Origin of the sequence: Sinomonas sp. G460-2 (assembly GCF_047759905.1) — a bacterium.
Classification (GTDB): Bacteria; Actinomycetota; Actinomycetes; order Actinomycetales; family Micrococcaceae; genus Sinomonas.
The window spans coordinates 1-1,307 of record NZ_JBKZWT010000541.1; the positions used below are offsets into that span (position 1 = coordinate 1).

1 protein-coding gene is annotated in these 1,307 nt (G+C 71.4%); it reads right to left on the reverse strand.

From position 1 onward, the window contains the following. Nucleotides 1–37: 37 nt before the first annotated feature. The gene (locus ACLN58_RS22280) at nucleotides 38–1,258 is read right to left on the reverse strand and encodes an IS30 family transposase (protein WP_415857386.1); all 1,221 of its coding nucleotides are present in this window, start codon (nucleotides 1,256–1,258) and stop codon (nucleotides 38–40) included. Nucleotides 1,259–1,307: the final 49 nt, after the last annotated feature.

The following is a 1,307-nucleotide window of genomic DNA, read 5'->3' on the forward strand; positions in this document are numbered from 1 at the left end:
GGGGCGGATTCAATTTGTCAAGTGCAATGGCCTTGGGTCAGGCGGCGGTGGGCAGGAGGAGTTCGGTGAGGGCCTGGGCCGGGGTGCGGAGGCCGAGGGTGGGCCTGGGCCGCCGGTTGAGCATGTCCTGGGCTCGTCGGAGGTCCTCGGCGGTGTGCACGGAGAGGTCGGCGCCCTTCTCGAACCAGAAGCGCAGGAGCCGGTTGGTGTTCTCGTTCGAGCCGCGCTGCCAGGGCGAGTGCGGGTCGGCGAAGTAGACCGGGGCCTCGAGCTCGAGCATGATCCGGGAGTAGTCGGCCATCTCGGTCCCGCGGTCCCAGGTGATCGAGCGGCGCAGGTGGGAGGGCAGCTCGCCCATGGCGTTGATCATGGCCTCGGCGACGGCGTCGGCGGTGTGCCGGCCGCCTGGCAGGTGCAGCAGGATCACGAACCGGGTCGAGCGCTCCACGAGGGTCCCGATCGCGGAGCGGCCGTCCCCGCCGATGATCAGGTCCCCCTCCCAGTGCCCGGGAACGGCCCGGTCCTCTACGCTGGGCGGGCGCTGGCTGATCCTCAGCGCCTCCCGGTAGGGCCGGCCCCGGTTGGTGGCCCGGCCTTGGGGGACGCGGGCCCTGTGCTTGAGGCTCAGGCAGCGGCGGAGGTCCTGGCGCAGGGCTCCGCGGCCCTGGACGTAGAGGGCCTTGTAGACGGTCTCGTGGCTGACCTGCATGTTCCTATCATCGGGGTGGTCCTTCTTCAGGACCTCGGAGATCAGCTTCGGGCTCCACCCCTGTTCGAGGTACTCCTCGATCGCGGCGGCCAGCTCCGGGCGCTCGGCGAGCTTGGGCTCCCGGTCGCGCCTGCGCCGCCCGGCGGCCAGGCGGTCGGCGCGGCGGGCGTCGTAGACCCCGTCCTGGCCCCGGTTCCGCCCGATCTCGCGGCAGATCACCGAGGGGCTGCGCTGCAGCTCCGCGGCGATGCGCCTCTGGGGGTGGCCCTCGTGGAGGCGGACCTGGATCACGCACCGCTCGAAGTACGTCAGCCGGCCCTCGACCTTCTCGAACGGCACCGGCGGCAGCTCGACCGGGTCCGGCTCCGGCGGTCTGGGCAGGCCGCCGCGGCGGCCCTTCTGCATGGGCATGCCGCCGATCTTCTTCCACCGGTCCTTCGCCGCAGTCAGCGACACGCCCGCGGCCCGCGCCGCCGCCGCGAACGAGATCCCCGTTGCAAGCGCCTCGTCGAAGCGCACGTACAGCACCGGGTCTACATGAGCACCCACCAAAGCCACCAACCGATCCGCCGAATTGCACTGATCGATTGACCTTGCC